This is a genomic window from Sphingomonas sp. dw_22, assembly GCF_018449795.1.
In the GTDB taxonomy this organism is placed as follows: Bacteria; Pseudomonadota; Alphaproteobacteria; order Sphingomonadales; family Sphingomonadaceae; genus Sphingomonas.
This window is the reverse complement of sequence record NZ_JAAVVE010000059.1, coordinates 1-18,526: the sequence shown is the minus strand read 5'-3', so window position 1 is coordinate 18,526 and position 18,526 is coordinate 1. Positions and strand designations below refer to the sequence as shown.

Genomic DNA, 18,526 nt, shown 5'->3' with positions numbered 1-18,526 from the left:
GAGTGTGTGTAAACAACGAGGATGAGAGTGTTTTTTTTTTAAAGGAACCGGGCACACCCGAGTTCAACCGCCTTCCCCACCCGACGCCTGTCCGATTCCTGGACCCGTCTGCTGAGGGCGGGCACCGGCGGGGCGTGGCGCGGGCGCGGAGGCAAGCTGTGGGGCGGTGATCAGCGAGACGCGCTGGCGCGGCGCCGCCACCGCATCCGGCATCGCCATGACGCGATCCGCCGTCTGCTCGGCTTCGCGTTCGGCGGCGTCGTCCGGGCGGGACATGCGCAGCGAGAATTGCGGATAAGCCCGGGCAGGCTCCGGCGCGCGCGAGGCTTCGGGGGCGGGGGACCGGGCAGTGGCGCGTCCCGCCGCCATTTCAGTGCACCGCGGCGAGCAGGGGCTTGAGCGGGCAATAGCTCTGCTGCTTGCGATATTCGCGCTCGATCGCGCTGCGCAGTTCGCGGTCGCCGATCACACCGCCGGCTTCCAGGGCAAGGAGGCGGGCGTGGAGCGCCACGTTGCGAAGCTGGCCGCCGGAAAGCGTGCAGCGCACGGCGATCTCCTGGATCAGGTCGTCGCTTGTGCGATGCTCGCCCAGATGGTGCAGCAATATCTGGTAGCGCCGCAGTTCGTCGGGCGGCTGGAAGGGCACCACCACGTCCATCCGTCGCTGGAATGCCCCGTCGATCCGGTCGCCCGCGTTCGAGGTGACGATCAGGATGCCGGAGAAGCTCTCGATCCGCTGGAGCAGGAAATTGGTCTCCAGGTTCGCATAGCGGTCGTTCGCATTGCCGATATCGGTGCGCCGGGCCATCAGCGCGTCGCCTTCGTCGAGCAGCAGCACCACGTCGCGCGCCTCGGCGGCGGCGAAGGCGCGATCGAGCGTCTTTTCCGTCTCGCCGATATATTTGGAGACGGCGGCGGCGAGATCGATCCGCCACAGATCCTTGGCCAGCGTCCGGGCGAGGCAGCGGGCGGCGAGCGTCTTGCCGGCGCCGCTGGGGCCGCTGAACAACGCCCTGAGCCCGTGGCGGCCGGGGCCGGGGCCGGCATGATCGGCCAGTTGCTCGCGATGGCGGCAGCGCAGCGCGAACAGCTCCATCTCGGCATGGGCCGAGGGTTCGAGCGCGAGGAACTCCTCCTCGCTCTCGATGTCGATCCGGTGCGCCACACCTTCGAGGCGCCCGTCCTGAAGATCGCGCAGCGCCTGGCGTACCGTCTCGGGCGTCAGGTAGCCTTCGGCGGCAAGGGCGGCGGCAGCGGCATCGACGATGGCGCCGCTGGTGACGCGGAAGGTGGCGGCGAGCTGGGCGAGCGTCGCTTCGTCCTTGGCGGGCGCGGCGCGTCGCCACAGGGTATGGCGTTCGCTCTCTCCCGGCATCGGCACGGCGATGGTGACGAGCGGCCTTCCCCCGGCGGCAATCGATCCCTGCTCGCCGGCGATGAGGATGGTCGGAAGCGGCTCCAACGGCGGCGCGGGCAGGGTGCGGGGCTCGCCGGCGGGCGCGGTGGCGTTCACCACCAGCACAGCGCCGCGCAGATAGGCGACGATCGCGGCCTGACGCAGCGCCGCTGTTTGATCGGGCGCACCGGATGCGGTCACGACCGGCCGCCCGGCGGCACGGGCCAGCGCCTTTGCGAGATGGTGCCGTCCGTTCCGCTCGGGACCACGCAGGCAAAGCATGGTTTCGGGGGCTTCGGCGATCAAGCGGGCCAGGCTTGGCAAGCGTGCGGCCAGTGCCGGCGGCGCGATCAGATCGTCGGTGCGGGGCAGATCCTCGGTCGCGGTGACGGCGAAGGCGTCGCGCCGCCGCTCGACGCCGGTCAGCACGTCGAACACGGCATCGTTCAGCGAAACCGCATGCGCCTGCCGCGGCGCTTCGGGATTGGCCAGCAGGAGCAGGCCGGTGTCGAGCAGCCAGGCGATCGCCTGGCGCGCGGCAAGCGGATCGTCCTCGCCGTCGCGAAAGCGCCACAGGGCGACGAGCGCGCCGGTCTCGGCGAAGCCGCCGTCACCCAGCAGCGCGGCGATGCGGGGATCCTCGCCGGCGAGCGCGACGGTGAGCAGCAGATCGATCGCTCCTGGCCCGCCGCCCGCTGCGGTCAGGCGGCGGAGCGGCAGGTCGCGCAGGTGCGCGGTCTCGTGGTCCAGCCGCGCCCGCCGCGCAGCGGCGTCGCCCGCCCATCCGGTGAGGCGCCGAACCTCCTCCGTATAATCGGCCAGAAAGGCCGCATCGTCGCCCAGCCGTTCGCCGATCGCGGCCGCGGTGAGCAACAGGCTCAGGCGGTTGTGCCGCTCGGGCGTCCAGCCGCTCATGCGTGGAACTCGAAGCACAGGGCGGCGGTGGTACCCGCCAGCCGGCCGGGATCGCGGTCGAGTCCGGCCAGCCGAAGCGCGATCGGATGGTCCTCCAGTGCGAAGCGAACCGTGATGCGGTCCGGCTCAATCGCCACGCGGCCCGGACGGAGACAGACCAGGTCGCGCGCGGCTGCGGCATGTTCCACCCCCAGCGCGACGGCAAGGCGTGCGTCCAGATAGCGGGCGAGCGCCCATGTCCATCGGCGCCGGCGCTGCGCGGCCGGCCCTGCCCGCGCGCCGTCGCGCCAGGGAAAGCCGGCGGGATGCCAGTGGTTGGGGCCCCGGCGCAGGGCGAGAGCGTTCGGCCAGGGCGCAAGCCATTGCGCCGGCACCGACCAGACCGGCGCGGCGAAATGCGCGCCCGGCCGGTCGCCGGGGCCAAGACCGGCGATCGATCGCCAGGCCGCATCGATGGGATCGTCGGCAAAGGCACGCCCATACCAGTGGCGGCCGAGCATGCCGATCAACTCGAAGGGCGACAGGCCGGGCAATCCGTCGCGCGGACGGGTGAAGCCGCCCCAGAGATCGAGCGCGACGAAGACGTTCAGCAGGAAGAACATGCCGCCGAAACGGGTTTCGATCTCGGCGGCACCGGGCAGGTCCGAAGCGGCATACGGAGGCGGTGACGTCGCGATGGCTGGCGTCGGTAGTGAGGGTTCGGGCGGGGTGCCGGACGGAATCTCGATCGGGATCGGCTCGGGCATATGCGCGAAAGGCGCATCCGGTTGTACCGCGCTGCGCCGGACAGGGGATATTGCGACGGAATTCCGGGCTGCCCTCGCCCGGCTCGATGGGACGGGTGCCATCGGCCTGACGGGAGGATCGGCGGCGGTCGGCAGGGCCATGGCCTCCGCGAAGCCGGATGCCGTCAGAAGCGCCGGCCGTCGCTCCGCTACCAGCGCGATAAGGATGAGGCGATCGACGGCGGGAGTGCTCGCATTGCGCGGATATTCCGGCCGGAGATGCCGGATCGACGCCGCCAGCCGCGACACGTTCGGGTTGGGCAAGCGTTCGTGCCTCGGAGCGGGATTTTGGCCCGTAGATGCGGAAGCGATCGGCGGGGCGCCATGGGCGGCGAGGATGCGCGTCTCGGCGGATGCAATCTCCGCGGGATCGAACCGCATCAGCCAGGCCGCGGCTTGGCCGGCCTCCACGAGGTGGGCTACCAAGGGCGACAGGCGGGCCGGTTCGGTCAGGATCGTCCGGCGCCAGCGCGCCATCGGTTCGCCGCCGGCGGGCAACAGCGCCGCCCAGGCCGGCAACGGCCCCTGCGACGTCAGCGTGAGGCGAACCAGCGCCAGATCGATCGCATCCTCGTCCTCGAAATACAGGTCGTCACCCGCCCGGCCGGAGCGCGCGGCGGCGGCGCGTTCGCGCAGGCTCGTCTCGATCGATCCGACAAAGCTGTCGGACGCTCCGCCGCGTGCCAGCGGGCGCGGCGCGGCGAAGCGGCGCAGGATCAGCGTCGCGCGCGGCGACAGGCCGATCGCGGCCAGGCTCACCTGGTCGATCGCCGCCGACAGCCTTTCCCGGTCGCCGGCATGTCCTCCGGCCAGGCGTGCCCGGCCGATGGTGAAGCCTGCGCGGTTGGCCGGCGGCGCCATCGCTCAGCGGAAGAGCTGGAGCAGTTGCTGGTTCGCCGCGCCCTTGGCGACGGCCAGCAGGTCGGGGCTGTCGGTGCCGATATCGGCCTTGTTGATCTTGAAGCTCACCCCGCTATCGGTCTTCACCAGATCGCCGGGATCGATGCGGCGCTTGCCATAGACCAGCGCCTCGAAATCGCCGGGGTTGATCGACGTGCCGGGGATATTGACGGTGACGACGTCATCGCTGCCGGTATCGGCCACGGCATCCTTGATGATCCCAGCGACGGGGCTGGTCGCGGAGAGCAACGTGCCGAGGCTGTAGATGGGAATATTGGAGCCGGAGCCGGACGTGCGCTGCAGATAGTCGATGATCCCGTTCACCGCATCGACCACCGTGTTCATATAGCCCGCGGTGATGAGGTCGCCCGGGTTCACATAGGGCAGCATCGATCCTTCGAATTCGGGATCGTTCTCGGCGACGATCGGCGGCGTGGCGACGTTCGACGGATTGGCGGTGGCGGAGGGCGCGGGCGACGCGGTGGCGCTCTGGAAGCTCTGTGGCTGGAACCGGAAGATCTGCTGGCGCAGCAGCAGATCCTTCAGCGTCGATTCTTCCTGGGTGAGCGGCCCCTTCTGCGTCAGGTAGGACGTGTAGATGTCGCTGGTGCCGGCCATGTCGGTCGCTCCTGTCAGGGGATCAGCGCGTAGTTCGCATTGTCCCAATGGTTGAGGTTGAAGCGGGCGTCGCCGCGATCGGGCAGGTGCCCGCTGGCGAAGATCAGATTGGGCGGGCGCGATTGCTGGAGCGCCACGCGGTAGAGCCAGATCGCATGGTCGCTGCCCGCTTCGTTCGCCGCGGTCGGGATGGCCGGCATGCTCAGGCTTTCGCGGATCAGCGGTTCCACACAGGCCGCATCGATGAAGGTCGGCCCGCGCACCGTAAGCCCGGTGAAGAAGGCCAGGGCCTGGCCGTCGTTGAGGATCGGCAGGAAGCCGGCGGGCGGCAGATAGGCGAAACGATCGCGGGCGCGGGTGGCGGCGAGCTGCCCGGCCGTGGCGGCGATCCCGGCGATCTCGTCCTGGAACTGGCGGAACATCGCCCGGCCCACCGCGATCCGCCGCGGATCGACGATATTGGCGAATACGTCGTCCTCGTATCGCGGCGCGAGCGGGCGGCGGACGCTCCACTGGTCGATGAAGCGCGGCGCCGCCGATCCGGTGAAGGCGATCAGCGCCAGCGGCACGTCTTCGTCCTCCAGACCGTGCCCGCGCAGCTCCTCGATCAGGTCGTCGGCGCGGGGAAGCTGGCTGATGAGGTCGGCGGCCCAGCCGCGCAGCACGCCGTCACCGAAACAGCGATAGGCGATGGCGTTGCGGAAGTTCGCGCCGCTGCCCGGCACGCCGTAATCCTCGGGAGCGATCCGGATCAGGCGAAAGCGCACCGCCTCCACCGTCGCGTCATAGGCGCAGCGGCGATCGGCATCGGCCATGCCGCTCACCTGCGCCCGACCCTCGCTGACGAATGCCGGCGCGATGACGAGCAGATAGAGCCCCTGGCCGCCGACATAGTCGCCCGGGCCGGCCGTGTCGCAATCGTCGAACAGGCAGGCGATGCTGTTCTCGGTCGGCGGCGCGGTGCGGTCGAGCGCGATCGTGGCCGGACTCGTCAGGCCGAGCGCGGTGCCGTTGCGATTGATCGCGAGTCCCGGCTGCACCGTGATCGCCGGCGGATTGCCGGGCGCGACATTGCTCGCCGGCGAGATGTCCAGGCCATGGGCCACCCCGTCGCCCAATGCGCTGCCGAGCCGCGCCAGCGCGCCGCGCCGCGCCTGCTGCTCGCGGCCCAGGTCGCCGCCGGTGAGCAGCCGCCCGTTGAAGAAATTGACCGTGCGGATCGCATCGGCGACCACCGGTTCATCGAGCTGGAGGACATCGGTCGGCATCGCTTATCCCCGCTGCCCGGGCCGATAGTCGGCGATCAGATACCAACCGGCAGGCTCTTCGACGGCCACGATCTGGACGGACATATATTGCGGCAGGGCGAGCGTTTCGCCGAATATGGAGCCCGATTGCGGCGCGAACTGCTCGATCGGCTCCTCCTTGCTGGCGACGATCCGCAGCTCCTTGACCAGCGATTTGATGTAATAGGACCGGCCGTCATTCTTCGTGACGGGCGGCAGCTTCACCTCGGTCGCTTCCTTGTCGGCGATGACGCAGTCGATCTTGTCGTCGAGCGTGATCGGCCGGTCGATGATCCTGGTCCGGAGCTGGAACGGCAATTGATTGGCGGCGGGGCCGGCCGGTCCGCGTGGTCCCGGGGGGCCTGGAGGGCCTTCCGGTCCCGCGGGCCCGGTTTCACCCGTGAGTCCCTGCGGTCCAGCGGGGCCGGTCTCGCCAATCGGCCCTTCGGGACCGGCCGGGCCGGTTTCGCCGGCCTCGCCGGGGGCGCCCTCCGGCCCTTCCGGTCCAGGCGGACCCGGCGGCGGGCTCAGCCAGCCGCTCTCCTGCTCGGTCATCACGCCGAGCGCCGTCTGGACGAGCTGGAGCGAGGCGATCAGCGGCCGGCGCCCTTCGTCGATGCCCACCGCCATCGCGTCGCCGTCGACCGTCCAGCCGCTCGCGGGATCCTCGCCGCTATGGCGCAGCGGCACGTCGAGCGCCGCGAGCAGCACGCAATCGGCCGCGGTGCCGCCCGCATCGCCGCAGCGCTGCGCCATCACGCTCGGCCGGAACTCGGTGATCCAGATGCGATAGGCCAGGCGCAGGAACGCGTCATACGCCTCGATAGCGACACCGGGCGGCAGCGGCGGCACCGGCAGGTTAGGCGGGGAGAAAACCGGCGGCAAGCCATCGGTGAAATCGCCGACGATCTGCCCCAGCGCGGCGCGGATGGCGGGTTCCCAATCGGCCTCGTCCAGCGGCGGCGATTGCGGCCCTTCCTCCGCCACATCGTCCAGCCAGGCGGAGAAAATCGCGATCGCGTCGGCTTCCCATTGCTCGGGCGGATCGAGCCGTAATTCGATGCAATAATCGTCGGCGATGCGCGACGGCTGCATCAGCTCGGAATCGCTGCGGCAGGGTTCGCCCGGCACCGGCACCGGCGCGGTCTCGCAATCACGGAAGCACAAAGTGACATAGAGCCGCAGCGATTCGGCGGGCGGCGATCCGCCGACATAGGCGGCGACGCGCTGGGCGTTTTTCTCCTGGTTCAGCCAGCCGTTGATCGATCCGCACTGGTCGCGGCCCACGCAGACCATCCTGCCCGAAGGCACCACCGCCGAGCCCGCGGTCACGCGCACGCGCGGATTGGCCTCGCCGTCGTCCTCGATCGAGACCGCCAGCCCCGATGCGGTGCCGTATCCGATCAGGTCGCGCGCCATCCATTCGCTGCGGCCTATCAGATAGGCGTGCTCCTGCACATAATCGGCGACGCCCAGCACCATGCCCTTCACGAAATTGACGTGGGCATGCGGATCGGGCGTGCCGAGATCGGGCGCGATCGCGGTGGTCGAGTTACAGCATCCCATGGCGGTTCTCCGGTTCGTTCCGGTTCGAGGGGGCGGCCGGGCTCAGCATGCGAGCAGCTCTCGGCCGGGGGAGAGGGGCGGAAGGCCGGCCCCGACGAAACTCTCGCCGGCATAGGCGCGGCCCAGGATCGCGGGCGGCAGCAGCTCGGCGGCGCGGCTGCCGTCGCCGATCGCCGTATCCAGGCCGAGCCGGGCCTCGCCGATCCGGTTGGCGGCGAAATAGAAGCGGATGTCGAAGATGGTGTGGGCAGGCTTCTCCAGTTCGATGATCCGCCGCGCCAATGCCTCCAGCCGGCCCAGGCTGGCGGTGTCGGTCGGGTCGCTCGGCTTGACCGGCAGCAGGACGGTGAAGCGGTGCGCGGCGTCGCGGATCGGCGTCAGGTGCTGCTCTAATGCGGTCCAGTCGGCCAGGGCGGCTGGGGTCGCGGGCGCGGTATCGCAAAGCGCGATTTCGCCGAAGCCGGTCCAGGCGGTGCCGTGCGCGCCGTTGAGCGCGGCGATGCGGCGATAGCGCCCGGCCAGCAGTCGCTGCCACCCCTCGCGCGCGGGCGATGCGCGCTCGCAGAATGCCGCCCAGTCCTCCGCCTGCGTCTCCAGCACGCCGAGCCGGGGCAGGGTCGTCATCGGGGCCGTGCGCCCCAGTCCCTGCTGGAACGCGACCCAGCGTGCCCGCTCGGCCAGGCCTGCGGCATAGTTGGGCGTGCCGGCGACGACCGGCGTGCGGGTGAGATAGGTTTCGACGATGCGGATCGGCGTGGCGCAGGTGCAGCCGCCATCGTCGAACAAGGTGGCGTCGAGCGGATCGCCAAAGGCCAGCGCCAGCGCGCTTTCCAGTCCCCGGATCGTGCCGCGCCAGCCGAAGAAGCGATAGGCATGGGCGATGAAGGCGCGGCTGCGCGCCTCGCCCCAGGAGGGATCGAGCGCGACGTCGAACCAGCTCGCCAGCCAGCCGAGCCCGTCCTTGGGCGTGGTCCGCGTGTCGAGCAGTGCCTCGGCGATGGCGATCCGCGTCTCGATCCCGCTTATCGTTCCCTGCATGTTGGCGAGGAACCGGTCGAGAAAGTCTGCGCCTGCCGGATCGGCGCGCCATACCGCCGGCAGATAGCGTTCAGCCCAGGAAATACGCGGCCAGGACACCCGCAGCGCACGCAGATGCGGGCTGGTATTGCCGTCGCCGCTCAGCGTGAGGCGAAGCTGGAGATAGCGGCCGCGCATCTGCTGGAGCAGCAGATCGAAGGTGCCGCGGCGGCGCTTGAGGTCGGTCGCGGGCAGGGCGGCGGGGCCGTGCGCGGGAAGCTCGCTGCCGGTGCGCGACAGGAGCGGCTCGGGCTGGCGGACCCAGCCGCCCAGCCTGTCGGGCGTGTCGCCGCACCGGGCCTCGACCAGCAAATGGGTGCCCGCCGGCATGCAGCCGTCGAACCGCATCCGATCCCACACGGTCTGCGGCACGCCCGCGTCGAACAGGCGGGTGGCAAGTTCGCCTTCGGTCGCGAAGAGCTGGCGCGGCTGCTCGACGGCGCGCGGCCAGTCGGGCACGGGGCCGCTGTCATAGCTGGCGGCGCCCTCCACCGTCAGCAGCGCGCGGCCGCCATGGCGCCGCAGCGGCACCGTTTCGGTGGTGGCGAACAGCGTCTCGGCGCCCGCCTCGCCATCGATGCGGAACGAGCGGAGCTGGTTGCCGCCGCGCCCGGACACCAGCACCCGCCGTGCCTCCTCGCCGCCGCGCAGCAGCAGCATGCCCGTCACCATGTCGTGCGGCATGAATTCCAGCGGCTGGCGGTCGAGCAGCACTTCGTCGCCGGTGCGCAGCACGAAGATGGCCGAGGGCGCGCGCGAGAGGATCGCGACCACGCCGTCCGAAAGCGGCGCGATGGCGATCGGATCGATTGCGGGATCGAGCGCCGTCAGGTCGTGGCCCTGCGCCTGTGCTGGGGGCCGGTGCAGCCTCGGCTCGCCGGTTTCGGGCTGGAACAGGTCGGGTTCCGGATCGGCACCCGTGCCGCCGCAGACCGAAAAGGTCGAATCGAGCTCGTAGAGGCGCCGGGCATCGCGATCGAGCAGCCATAGCCCGCGGCCGCGCGACGCCAGGTCGACCGGCTTCGGCGAGAAGCTCGAAGGCCAGTCGAAACGGGCAGGCGGGCCGCCGGCGATCAAGTCGAAACTGTCGAGCCCGGTCGCGTCGGCGACGACCAGCCAGCTATCGTCGGTCACCGCCATCGCATGATAGGCGTGGGGCACCGGATCGCCGGCGGCCGCATCGACGAACAGCCCAGGCTTGGGAGGGCGCGAGCGCGGGTCCGGCCAGAAGCGCGTGGTCGCCCCGTCGCCTGCCGAACGGACGTAGAGCTGCGCCGGATCGTCGCCGATCCAATAGATATTGCCATTGGCGTCGGCCGCCGCCGCGCGCCGTAGCGACAGGTCGAGCGGTACGTCGCTCGCCGATCCGCGCAGCCGGTCGAGCCGGTTGGCCAAGGTCACTTCCTGCCGCGCGCCATCCCATTCCGGGGCCAGGGCCGGGCGGTCGGCAGGCTCCAGCGCCATGGCTCCGGCCAGGTCGAGCGGCGGATCGCCCGGCACGGCGCAGGCGCCCCAGTCGCCCAGGCCCAGCAGCAGATGGAATTTCTGCCCGTCGGGGTTCATCAACATGTCTCCGGGACGACAGGAACCGGGAGCAGCGGCGGCCGCGTGTCGCCGCTGGCCTCCACGGCATCGCCGCGCAGCGATGCGAGATCGACCGGCTCGCCGGTGACCACGGACAGGCCGAGCAGCTCGGGCAGCTCGATCCCGCTCATCTCCACCGAGTCGGCGGCGACGCCATTGCCGAGCGCCAGCAGCACATCGGCCACCTCGACCACCCCGGCGACACGTGCCGCTTCGGCCAGGATGGCGCGCGCATGGACCGGCTTGTCGAGTGGCCAGCCCGACGCTTCCGGGTCGGCCGGGGCGCCGTAGAGCGGCGTGGAGACATCGGCGAAGCCCGAGCCCGCCGGCGGCAGCGGGCTCAGATAGGCTTTGATGCGCGCCTTCACCGCATCGATCACTTCGGCGCTGGCATAGCCGCCGGCCACGGTGATGCCGATCGAGACCCAGATGCCCTTATAGACCGGCCCGTGCAGCACCAGCTCGGTGGTCACCAGCCGGCGCGGATCGAGATAGCGGCACAGCGCATCGAGGAACGCATCGTCGGCGCGGGGCGCGGCGGGGTGGGCGGGATCGCCCGCCGGGATCGCCATCAGCGTGACGACGCCGGGCACGCTGCCGATGCCGGTCGGGGCGAGATCGGGATGCCAGCCCGGCAATATCTCGATCCGCCCGATCGCGATGCCCGGCGTGCGCCAGGCGATGTCATGGAAATCCCGCGCGGTCACCAGCCGGTCGCGATGCTGGAGGTAATGCTGCACCTGACGCTCGCCGTCCGCGACGCCTTCCGCATCGGCGCCGCCCCAGGTGGCGATCGGGTTGGTGGCAGTGATGCCCTGGGGCACCGCCGGCCCCTGCTTGATCGCGCCCGGCCCTACATTGCCCTCCAGCCCCTCGCTCACTTCGTAGCGCGCATAGAGCCGCTCGCCCGCCGCCGGGCGCTGGCCGGCCAGTCCGTCGCCGAAACTGATGAGGCCCGCCTCGGCATCGATGCGGAAGCAGGTGGCGGGCACAGTCGGCGGCGTGGCGCCGGCGAGGGGCACTTCGGGCGCGGCGACGAGCAGGTCATCCACCGGTGTCCAGGTCACTTCGCTACCGTCGGTGCGCACGCTGGTCAGCGCGATCCTGTCGGCGAGGATCGGCGCGCGCGAGAGCTGGCGCTGCTGGTCGGGCGTGCCGTCACCATCGGCCAGTCGTTCCGCGCGGATCGTCTCGATCTGGCGGACGGGAGCGGCGTTGATGCCCGCCCAGGCCAGGCGGAAGTCCGCCGCCGAGGCGACATTCAGGCGTATCCACGTGACCAGCCGGTCGTTGAGCTCGGGATCCTCCAGCGCGGGCGGCAGATCGCCCACCCCAGCCTCGAGCGGGTCAATGTCGCTCCACGGTGCGAGCTCGGCGGCGGGCGGCAGCGCGATCTCGACCACGCCCGGCTCGGTCAGCGGATCGAAATCGAAGCGGGTGTCGAGCTTGCGCCAGACGGGCGCCGGGCGCTGCTGCTCGTCAAAGGCCAGCGCCCCGTTCGCCTCCGGCCGGGGCATCTGAAAGCTGAGCGCATCGGGCGTGGCCGCACTCGTGCCGCCGGGCAGCAGCGTGCGCGCGCCTCCGCTCGTCGCGGGCGAGAGGCCGAGCGACAGCGTCGTGCCGCCGATCGCCTCGCGCACCTGGTCGAGGCCCAGCACGGCCAGATCGTCCTTGCGGGCGAGCAGCGCGATCCATAGCGACCGGTCGATGGTATCGCCGGCATCGAACGGGCCTTGTCGCGGATCGAAGGCGGCGGTCTGGTAAAGCGACAGCGCGCTGCCATCGAGTGGCTTGTCATAGGATGCGTAGAGCAGCTCGTAATATTGGCGCAGCTCGGGCGACTCCTCGGTGACCGGGCGCTTCGTGTAGAGGCGCGCCTCGACCGGCAGCACGGCGAGGCCGCGCGTGGTGCGGAACGGCATCTTGCCGGCCAGCAGTTCGGCATCGGCGGCGATCGTCCGCGCCTCCAGCGGCCCGCGCTCGTTGGCGAAGGCGACGATGCCGCGCGCCTCCTGCGCGGTGCGCAGCGGAATGCCGAGCAGCTTCAGGAACTTGGCGCGGTTGCGCTCGGGGATCAGATTGGCGCGGTAGATCAGACTGTCGGTCAAGAAGGCGAAGAGCTGGACCAAAGTGACGCCGGGATCGGACGCATTGAAATTGGTCCATTCCGGCGTGTGGACGGGCACCCGGGCCAGGGTCTCGTCGACAAGGTCACGATACTGGCGATCGTCCAATATGGGCGCTGGCAGCGGCATCAGGCTTGCCCCAGTCGGATGGAGAGGGAGACGCGCTCGGCCGCGCCGGTGGCGACCAGGCGATAGCTGATCGTGGCGATCGCCTCGGATGCGTCCTCGGGATCCTCGCGCACCTCGACTGCGTCGAGCGCGATGCGCGGTTCCCAGCGTCTGAGCGACTCCTCGATCTGGCGGACCATGCGGACATGGGTGGCAGGGTTGTTCGGCTCGAACAGGAACAGGCCCAGCCCCGCGCCGAAATCGGAAAGCGCGATCCGCTCGCCCATCTCGGTCTGGAGGATCACCGCGATCGATTCGCGGATATTGTCCTCGCCCTCCGACCAGCGGATGCGGCCGTCCGCGCCCACGCCCAGCGGGAAGCCGATGCTCTTGCCCAGCGGGTTCATGCCGGTTTCCCTTTCAGCTTCGGCACCGGGAAGCAGCAGATGAACCAGGGCAGCCAGCGGAAGATGAAGTCCAGCAGCGTGACGATGATGATGAGCAGGATCAGCGCGCACAGCGTGATGATCGGGATCGACAGCGAGCAGATCATGCCGATCTCCAGCCCGTTGTTCTTGCAGCCGCCGCCGTCGCCGATCTCGATGTCCTTGTGGAACGGCCAGGGGAGAACCTGGAGGACGAGATCGATGAACCCCAGCCCCTTGGCGCGCTGGACCTGGCCGCACAGCATGTCCGACATCACGAAGGCCGCGCCGCGCCCATGCTTGCGCAGGCCCGCGGGCGAGGTGTCGGTCGGCAGGGTGATGGTGATCGGGCGCACCGGCGCCTCGGGATCGAAGAAGCTCGCCAGCTCGAACCGCTCGCTCGGCTCCGAAAGCGTCGGCGGATGGAGCGGCCCGCAATCGGCGTTCACATGCACCATGCGGATGACGAACAGCCCGCCATCGCCTGCGGTCTTCAGCATCACGTCGCGCAGCCTCATCGCGTGGGGGATGGGCTGGACATCGGTTTCCGGCTGCACCGGCAGCGCGCGGGCGAGCGTGGCGGTGAAGCGGTCCAGATCCTCGGGATTGGGCAGGGCGGGCGGGGCGTTGGGCGTGACGTCGCGGGGCGTCGCGATCCCCTGTACCTCGTCGCCGCTGGTGCCGGGCGTATCGAGCGTGCCGTTCACCGGGTCGGTCTGGGTCAGGATGGTTGCCCAGGGCCCCTCCAGGCCACCCGCGACGGTCAGCCCGACCAGAGGGAAATGGAAATCGGGCCAGTTCTGCCGCTTCGTCGCGTCCTTCGCGACCGATGGCGTGTAATGCGTGGCGGCGTTGTCGAGCAGATCCTTGAAGCCGAGAATATCGGTCAGCGCCGCGCGCATCGAGGCGGCCATGGGCTTGAGGTCGTCGTCGGGATGATCGGGATCGCGCATCGCCGTCACCAGATTGGCGGCGGTGGCGCTGTCCAGCACGTCCCACGCCTTGCGCGCGGGCGTGCCGGCGGCGGGCGGCGTACCGGTGGCGAGCGCCGTCTTCAGTGCGGGTAGATGATCCTCGATCCACAGGCGCAGGTCGAGCAGCAGCAGCCAGGACTGCATCTGGAACTGGATGTTGAACGCGAAGATGCGCGCCGCCGCGGCTGCGGCCGGCTGATCGGGAAGACCGTCCGGCACGCTTTCGTTCAGATCGATGGTGCCCCTGATCGCCGTGCGCATCATCGCCTTCCACGGCTCCGACACCTCCAGGCGCAACCGCGCGGTGCGCGCATAGGTGGAATTGACGGGCGCCGGCGCGGGCGGGGGCCGCAGCGCATCGGCCTGGCCCTGGGCGAGCGGCACCGGCGTCGTCACCACCTGCTGCGCCAGATATTCCTCGCGCCGCGCCACCGGCACCAGCCCGCCCCACAGGGTGCGCGGGCGGCCCTCCTCGTCGCGGTGCTGCAAGGGGAAGAGCGGCAGCAATTCCTCGCCCGGCGCCAGATCGGTGCCCGCCGCCAGTTTCTGCCAGCGGGCCTCGTCGCCCTGCTTCACAAAGGCATATTCGGCCTTCTCGCCGTCGCCGGGCGCCGGCATCAGCCGCCGGAGCACGAAATGGACCGTCTCGTGCCCGCCGGCCAGGCTGCGCTCGGGCAGGCCCGGAATGGCGCAGGCGAGCGTTCCGGCGACGACATAATAGCGCTGCTGCGCCGGCTGGTAGAGCTTCAGCCGGCGCTGGGCATTCGGCGTCGGCGGCGGCGTGACCGGCGCGCGCAGCAGCCGGCCGCGCTTCGCCGCCTGCATCGGTGCGGGCAACGGCACGCGGACGATCGGATCGGTCAGGTCGGCCGGCTGGGGTGGATCGCGCCACGTCTCGAACCGGGCGATCCGATCGGAGATGCGCGCCGGCGCCTCGGCCAGCGTCGCCAGCAACTGATCCATGAAATCGTCGCTGGCAAAGCGCAGGAGCTGCGGCGCACGCGCCTGGGGCTGTTGCTGCGGCTGCATGCCGCGCCAGAGCGGCCGGGGCGCCTGCCAGGCGACTTTATGGGCGAGCGCGTTCACCAGATATTTCCCGCGCCCGGCGTGTAGGTGGCCGAGATCACGGTATTGGAGATCAGCGTGTCGCACTTCACGACGCCGGAGAAAGTGGACATGCCGGCATCCACCTTCACCATCCCGGCCGAGACGGCGACCTGTGAGGCGTTGACCGTGACCTTGGCGGCGGCGGTCACGGTGATGCCGGCGCTTTCCAGCTTCACCGAATTGCCGTTCGAATCCTCGATCGTGATCGCGCCGGGGCCGTCCTTGAGCGTCACCGACTGGCCGCCCGGCGTCTCCAGCCTGAGCGTCTCCTGGCCGTCGGTATCGTCCAGCGTCAGCTTCACGCCGTTGCGGCTGCGGATCACCTTCTTGGTATTGCGCTGGTCGATCGACTGGGGCGGCGCGTCGCGGCCGTTCCACAGCCCGCCCAGCACATAGGGGCGGCGCGGATCGCCATGTTCGAACGCGACCAGCACTTCGTCATCGACATCGGGGAGGAACCAGCTCCCCCGATTGTCGCCCGCGAACAGCGTCGCCATCCGCGCCCAGGCTTCATAGCCCTGTCCGCCGCCGCCATCGGGCGACCAGGGCAGGCGGACCTTCACCCGGCCCTGTCCGTCAGGATCCTGCAGGTCGGAGACGGTCGCCGGCGCCACGCCGTACCAGCGGCCGCCCCAGCCGTCGGGCAGGCGCTCGGCGGTCTGGGCGGTTGCGCGGTCGAGCTCCAGCCAGCCCATCACGGCCTCCCGATGCCGGGGCGTTCGCAGCGGAATTCGGTGCGGAGCCCGGCATTCTGATCGAAGCGGTGGGTGACGGCGGTCGCGCGATAGGTGCCGTCGAACAGCGGACCGAGCCCGGTCAGCGCCAGGCTGGCACCGACGCGGATCGCGGCATTGGCCTCGGCCACGCCTTCGCCGCGCACGAAGCCGCGCGCCATCAGCCGGAAGCTCGCCTCGGCGACGGTGCGTGCCTCGGCATCGTCGCGCGGCAGGCTATGGGCGATGCAATCCACCCGGTCGCCGAACGCGGAGGAGAGGATCGAAGCGCCGCCATCGTCGGAGCCCAGTTCGGCGGAAATGGCGCCGGCCTCGGCGCGATGCGTCGCCGCCGCGCGATCTTGCACGTTCCAGCCGGAAGCGACCATCGCCGTGCGCTGGCCGGCAAGATCGGCCTCGACATGGAATTCGCGCAGCGACCCGGCCCAGCGCAGCTCCACCCGCGTATCGGGGCGCAGCCGCGCGAGATGGAGGTCGCCGCCCTCCACCCAGACGCTGGCATCCTCGCGCCGGGCAAGATCGTAGAGCAACGCCAGGTCGCTCTGGTTGACCTGCGCGATCAGCTTCTGGGTGGCGGCATCGAAATCGATCCGCGGGGTCAGCCCATGATCGCTGGCGATAGCCCGGGCGACATCGGCCAGCGACGCGCTCTCGAAGCTGCGCGAGCGGCGCGTCATCCGCAGATCCTGGAGCTTGTCCTCGCACAATATGCCGATCAGCGGCGGTGCCCCGTCCGGATAATCGGCGGTGATCGCGCCGATCCGACCGTCGAACAGCAGGTCGTCGCCCAGCTTCACCTTGATGGGCTTGCCGAACTCGATCGTCCGCCGGTCGAAATGCTGGAAGCCTGGCGTGTCGCCGCCCCAATTGCCGAAGGTCAGCTCCGCCCGGCCCATGCCCTCGATCAGATCGGTCACGTCGAGCGCGGCCAGCGACGCCTCCAGCCGATCCGAGCGCTGCCCGTCGATCTCGATCGTCGGGCGCGCCGCCCGCATCGGTAGCGGCGTGATATTCGAGGCGGGCTGGCTGGCCATCAGTGCGCCCTCAGCCGTTCATGGCGGCGGGCGAGGCGATGCAGCGGCGGGCGCAGCTGGGCCGGCTCGATCCGCGCAGGCGCGCCGCCCGCCGCCGTTGCGCCGCCCCCACGGCTTTCGGTTTCGGCGACGGCCTCGAACTCGTTGATGACCACGGCCATGCGCTTGCCTCTCCCTAGTTGACGCCGAACTGGATGCCTGGCCGCCCAGGCGCGGCGATCGACGGCGTCGCGATGCTCGCCCCGCCGCCGCTCGCGCCGCCGGGCTTCAGGTCGATGAGCTGGCCCGGCGACAGGCGCAGCGGATCCTCGATTCCGTTGGCGGAGGCGATCGACTTCCAGTCCGAATTGCCCGACGCGGCCGCCATCGACTGGAGCGAATCCCCCGATTTGGCCGCCGACAGCGGTGCCTGTCCGGTCCGGCTCGGCACTCGGCCGTCGCCCTTGAACTCCGACGCCAGGATCTTCTGCTGGCCGAGCGTCAGCGTGACGCTGGCGCGCAGCGGCTTGCCGTCCGCGCCGAAGAATTCCAGGCTCTCCTCCAGCCCCTCGACGATCCCGTCGAACAGGAAGCTGCCCCAGACGAAGCGGGTCGCGGGCGCCACCATCTTCTTGCTGTCCTGCCCATCGGGCGTCGGCGTCATGAAGAAGATCACCTTCTGGGTCAGCCGCCGCACGTCGTCGACCGGCTCGTCGGTCATCGCCGTCACGTCGAACCACAGGGTCAGCGCCAGCTTGGTGGTGCCCGCGCCGACGAACTGCCGCCCGGTATTGCCCGCCGCCTGGTCTCCGCCCTGGGGCTGGACGAGTTGGTTGGCGAAGGTGACCTTCAGCGATTCCGGGTTGAACTGCACGGGCACGGACTGGCCGCCGGGCTTCTCCTGCTTGAAGTCCTGCGACAGTTCGATGAGGCGCGCCTTGACCAGCTCGGGCATCAGCCTCTCCCCGCCACGAACTTCATCGATTCATAGGCGATCTGGAGCTCCTCCACGGCGATCGCCGAATTGGTGGCGCTGAGCATCGGCGCCTTCAATTTCACCGGCAGGCAGCGCGCGAGCTGGAAGCGGGCGCGTTCGGTCTGGCCGTCGGGGGCCAGCACCACGACCTCGGCATCGGCGCGCAGGCGCGGATCGTCGATCGAATCCTGGAACCATTTCCACAGCCCCGCATCCTCGGTCATGCCGCGCTTGAGCGTCAGCGGCGAATAGGTGACGTTGCCGCTCAGCCGGATCGCCCGCGCGGCGTCGCCGCCCTCGCGGATCGTCTTGACGTCCATCGACATTTCCAGCCCGTCGCAATCGGCAAAGGCCGCGCCGACCAGCGGGCCGCTTTCCCCGTCGCGATGGATCTCCACCGAGAAGTTGAAGGCGACGAACGGGTAGGGACGCGGGCTGGCGCCGGGCATGTCAGCGCTCCTCCACCACGGCCAGCCGCTCGCCGATCTGGCGCAGCACCACGGTCAGGAACCGCATCGGCCGCGCGGGCGCGACGGCGATCTCTACCGTCAGCCGCCCGTTCATCCGATCGGCATCGCTGGCGTCGATCATCAGCCGATAGCTGTGCGCCGCGTCCTTGCCGGCAAAGGCGCCGCGGCGCAGCAGATCGTCGAGCATATGGCCGAAGCTCCGCTCGATCACCCGGCGCAGCACGTCGCCATTGGGTTCGAACACATAGGTCGCGCCGCGCTGGGTGGCGGTGCGGCGGAGCAGGTCGATCAGGCGCCGCACGCCGATCTCGCGCCAGTCGGGCTCGTCGGACAAGGTGAGCGTGTCGCTCATCAGGAAGCCGTGCGGATCGCGGAGGATGGCATTCACATGGCCCGCGGCCAGCGCCTCGCGGTCGGCATCGGCGATCGGGCCGGAGAGTGCGATCACGTCGGCCAGCGGCACCCG

15 protein-coding genes are annotated in these 18,526 nt (G+C 70.2%); all 15 read right to left on the bottom strand.

From position 1 onward, the window contains the following. Positions 1–370: 370 nt before the first annotated feature. Complete coding sequence (locus HB724_RS18480; protein ID WP_213982420.1) at positions 371–2,311, bottom strand: ATP-binding protein; 1,941 nt, start codon at positions 2,309–2,311, stop codon at positions 371–373. Beyond that, entirely contained in the window at positions 2,308–3,957 is a 1,650-nt protein-coding gene (locus HB724_RS18475) for a hypothetical protein (RefSeq protein ID WP_213982419.1), read from the bottom strand. The genes HB724_RS18480 and HB724_RS18475 overlap by 4 nt, the downstream gene beginning before the upstream one ends. A 3-nt stretch (positions 3,958–3,960) precedes the next feature. Continuing rightward, positions 3,961–4,614 carry a hypothetical protein gene (locus tag HB724_RS18470; RefSeq protein ID WP_213982418.1) on the bottom strand — a complete coding sequence of 218 codons (654 nt, stop codon included), beginning with the start codon at positions 4,612–4,614 and terminating at the stop codon, positions 3,961–3,963. Positions 4,615–4,628: 14 nt separating this feature from the next. Next, entirely contained in the window at positions 4,629–5,882 is a 1,254-nt protein-coding gene (locus HB724_RS18465; RefSeq protein WP_213982417.1) for a hypothetical protein, read from the bottom strand. 3 nt (positions 5,883–5,885) lie between these two features. After that, complete coding sequence (locus HB724_RS20635) at positions 5,886–7,466, bottom strand: hypothetical protein (RefSeq protein ID WP_213982416.1); 1,581 nt, start codon at positions 7,464–7,466, stop codon at positions 5,886–5,888. Between the two features lie 42 nt (positions 7,467–7,508). Continuing rightward, positions 7,509–10,106 (bottom strand): phage tail protein, encoded by a 2,598-nt coding sequence (locus HB724_RS18455; protein WP_213982415.1) that lies wholly within the window; start codon positions 10,104–10,106, stop codon positions 7,509–7,511. Continuing rightward, positions 10,106–12,382: a baseplate J/gp47 family protein gene (locus HB724_RS18450; RefSeq protein ID WP_213982414.1), complete on the bottom strand. Its 2,277-nt coding sequence runs from the start codon at positions 12,380–12,382 to the stop codon at positions 10,106–10,108. The genes HB724_RS18455 and HB724_RS18450 overlap by 1 nt, the downstream gene beginning before the upstream one ends. Then, on the bottom strand, positions 12,382–12,768 hold the full coding sequence (locus HB724_RS18445) for a GPW/gp25 family protein (RefSeq protein WP_213982413.1): 387 nt from the start codon (positions 12,766–12,768) through the stop codon (positions 12,382–12,384). The genes HB724_RS18450 and HB724_RS18445 overlap by 1 nt, the downstream gene beginning before the upstream one ends. Next, a complete protein-coding gene (locus HB724_RS18440; protein WP_213982412.1) occupies positions 12,765–14,846 on the bottom strand; it encodes a hypothetical protein in 2,082 nt (693 codons plus the stop codon). Before HB724_RS18440 ends, HB724_RS18445 begins: the two co-directional genes overlap by 4 nt. Next, complete coding sequence (locus HB724_RS18435) at positions 14,843–15,562, bottom strand: phage baseplate assembly protein V (protein ID WP_213982411.1); 720 nt, start codon at positions 15,560–15,562, stop codon at positions 14,843–14,845. The genes HB724_RS18440 and HB724_RS18435 overlap by 4 nt, the downstream gene beginning before the upstream one ends. Further along, on the bottom strand, positions 15,562–16,635 hold the full coding sequence (locus HB724_RS18430) for a contractile injection system protein, VgrG/Pvc8 family (protein WP_213982410.1): 1,074 nt from the start codon (positions 16,633–16,635) through the stop codon (positions 15,562–15,564). The genes HB724_RS18435 and HB724_RS18430 overlap by 1 nt, the downstream gene beginning before the upstream one ends. Further along, positions 16,635–16,796, bottom strand: a complete 162-nt coding sequence (locus HB724_RS18425) for a hypothetical protein (RefSeq protein WP_213982409.1) — start codon at positions 16,794–16,796, stop codon at positions 16,635–16,637. The genes HB724_RS18430 and HB724_RS18425 overlap by 1 nt, the downstream gene beginning before the upstream one ends. Positions 16,797–16,810: 14 nt before the next feature. Further along, on the bottom strand, positions 16,811–17,569 hold the full coding sequence (locus HB724_RS18420) for a LysM peptidoglycan-binding domain-containing protein (protein ID WP_213982408.1): 759 nt from the start codon (positions 17,567–17,569) through the stop codon (positions 16,811–16,813). Then, positions 17,569–18,039 (bottom strand): phage tail protein, encoded by a 471-nt coding sequence (locus HB724_RS18415; protein WP_213982407.1) that lies wholly within the window; start codon positions 18,037–18,039, stop codon positions 17,569–17,571. Before HB724_RS18415 ends, HB724_RS18420 begins: the two co-directional genes overlap by 1 nt. Before the next feature lies 1 nt (position 18,040). Then, positions 18,041–18,526 (bottom strand): phage tail sheath C-terminal domain-containing protein (locus tag HB724_RS18410; RefSeq protein WP_213982406.1); only part of this gene is annotated, 486 nt, incomplete at its 5' end.

What these genes read in the sequence shown, in the direction of transcription:
- HB724_RS18480 (WP_213982420.1), bottom strand. Translation starts at nt 2,311, where the DNA reads ATGAGCGGCTGGACGCCCGAGCGGCACAACCGCCTGAGCCTGTTGCTC.
- HB724_RS18475 (WP_213982419.1), bottom strand. Translation starts at nt 3,957, where the DNA reads ATGGCGCCGCCGGCCAACCGCGCAGGCTTCACCATCGGCCGGGCACGC.
- HB724_RS18470 (WP_213982418.1), bottom strand. Translation starts at nt 4,614, where the DNA reads ATGGCCGGCACCAGCGACATCTACACGTCCTACCTGACGCAGAAGGGG.
- HB724_RS18465 (WP_213982417.1), bottom strand. Translation starts at nt 5,882, where the DNA reads ATGCCGACCGATGTCCTCCAGCTCGATGAACCGGTGGTCGCCGATGCG.
- HB724_RS20635 (WP_213982416.1), bottom strand. Translation starts at nt 7,466, where the DNA reads ATGGGATGCTGTAACTCGACCACCGCGATCGCGCCCGATCTCGGCACG.
- HB724_RS18455 (WP_213982415.1), bottom strand. Translation starts at nt 10,106, where the DNA reads ATGAACCCCGACGGGCAGAAATTCCATCTGCTGCTGGGCCTGGGCGAC.
- HB724_RS18450 (WP_213982414.1), bottom strand. Translation starts at nt 12,382, where the DNA reads ATGCCGCTGCCAGCGCCCATATTGGACGATCGCCAGTATCGTGACCTT.
- HB724_RS18445 (WP_213982413.1), bottom strand. Translation starts at nt 12,768, where the DNA reads ATGAACCCGCTGGGCAAGAGCATCGGCTTCCCGCTGGGCGTGGGCGCG.
- HB724_RS18435 (WP_213982411.1), bottom strand. Translation starts at nt 15,562, where the DNA reads ATGGGCTGGCTGGAGCTCGACCGCGCAACCGCCCAGACCGCCGAGCGC.
- HB724_RS18430 (WP_213982410.1), bottom strand. Translation starts at nt 16,635, where the DNA reads ATGGCCAGCCAGCCCGCCTCGAATATCACGCCGCTACCGATGCGGGCG.
- HB724_RS18425 (WP_213982409.1), bottom strand. Translation starts at nt 16,796, where the DNA reads ATGGCCGTGGTCATCAACGAGTTCGAGGCCGTCGCCGAAACCGAAAGC.
- HB724_RS18420 (WP_213982408.1), bottom strand. Translation starts at nt 17,569, where the DNA reads ATGCCCGAGCTGGTCAAGGCGCGCCTCATCGAACTGTCGCAGGACTTC.
- HB724_RS18415 (WP_213982407.1), bottom strand. Translation starts at nt 18,039, where the DNA reads ATGCCCGGCGCCAGCCCGCGTCCCTACCCGTTCGTCGCCTTCAACTTC.